The 1,638-nt window shown below is 44.1% G+C and carries 1 pseudogene; it reads left to right on the top strand.

Annotated features, from left to right (window positions below):
- Positions 1–1,638, top strand: a pseudogene (locus tag HMPREF2893_RS07520) (CshA family fibrillar surface protein C); the annotation flags it as partial.

Here is a 1,638-nt window from a genome sequence, read left to right as displayed (position 1 = left end):
TGAACGATGATGTTCCAGCAACCTTCGATGATGGATCAACTACGAAGACTGTAGATGGTGTTGGTACATACACAGTAGCAGCAGACGGTACAGTAACCTTTGTACCAGAAAAATCATTCGTTGGAACTGCACCAGCCGTAACAGTGGTTCGTGAAGATAAGAACGGAACAAAAGCTTCTGCGACTTATACACCAACCGTAACACCAGTTACACCAACTGCAGAAGATACAACATCTACTGACAAACAAGGTCAAACGCAAACAGGTACACCAACCTTCACACCAGGTAATCCAAATGTTCCAATGGATGATGATACACCTGCAACATTTGAAGATGGCTCAACAACCAAGACTATTCCTGGTGAAGGAACTTACACTGTTGCTCCAGACGGAACCGTAACCTTTGTTCCAGAAAAATCATTCACAGGAGAAGGTACAGGCGTAACAGTTAAACGTGTCGATAAGAACGGTACTCCAGTTACTGCTAAGTACACACCAACTGTGACACCGGTAACACCAACAGCAACTCCAGCTACATCAGAAGCACCTCAAGGTGTGGTTCAAACTGGAACAGTAACCTTCACTGAAGGTGACCCAGTTGCACCAATTGACAAAGATACCATTACTCTTCTTGATGAAAATGGTCAGCCAGCAGAATCTGTAGTTGCTAAATCACCAGAAGGTAAAGAAATTGGTACTTTCACAGTTGATAAAGAAACAGGCCTTGTAACCTTCACACCAACTGATAAATCTTACTCAGGTGATGTGGTTCCAGTTAAGGTTCAAGGTAAAGATACAAACGGAACAGTTGCTGAAACAACTTACACACCGAAGATCACTCCAGTTGTCCCAACTGCTGAACCTGCAACATCTACAGATATCCAAGGTAAAACACAAACAGGTACACCAAGCTTCACACCTGGTAACCCTGCAATCCCAATGGATGATGATGTGCCAGCAACCTTTGAAGATGGTTCAACTACGAAGACCATTCCAGGAGAAGGAACTTACACAGTTGCTCCAGATGGAACTGTAACCTTCGTACCAGAAAAATCATTCACAGGAACAGGTACAGGCGTAACAGTGAAACGTGTTGATAAGAACGGTACTCCAGTTACTGCAACTTACACACCAACTGTAACACCTGTTACACCAACTGCAACTTCAGCAGTATCTACTGATGTGCAAGGTGCAACTCAAACAGGTAAACCTGTATTTACTGAAGGTGACAGCCGTGTACCAATGAACGACGATGTTCCAGCAACATTTGACGATGGTTCAACTACGAAGACAGTAGATGGCGTTGGTACTTATACTGTAGCCCCAGACGGAACAGTTACATTTGTACCAGAGAAATCATTTGTCGGAACTGCACCAGCAGTGACAGTGGTTCGTGAAGATAAGAACGGAACCAAAGCTTCCGCAACTTACACACCAACTGTAACGCCTGTTACACCAACTGCAACTCCAGCAGTATCTACTGATGTGCAAGGTGCAACTCAAACAGGTAAACCTGTATTTACTGAAGGTGACAGCCGTGTACCAATGAACGATGATGTTCCAGCAACATTTGACGATGGTTCAATTACGAAGACAGTTGAAGGTGTTGGTACTTATACTGTAGCCCCAGACGGAACAG

Origin of the sequence: Streptococcus sp. HMSC072C09 (genome assembly GCF_001813105.1) — a bacterium.
Lineage (GTDB): Bacteria > Bacillota > Bacilli > Lactobacillales > Streptococcaceae > Streptococcus.
This window is presented reverse-complemented; position numbering and strand designations above follow the sequence as displayed.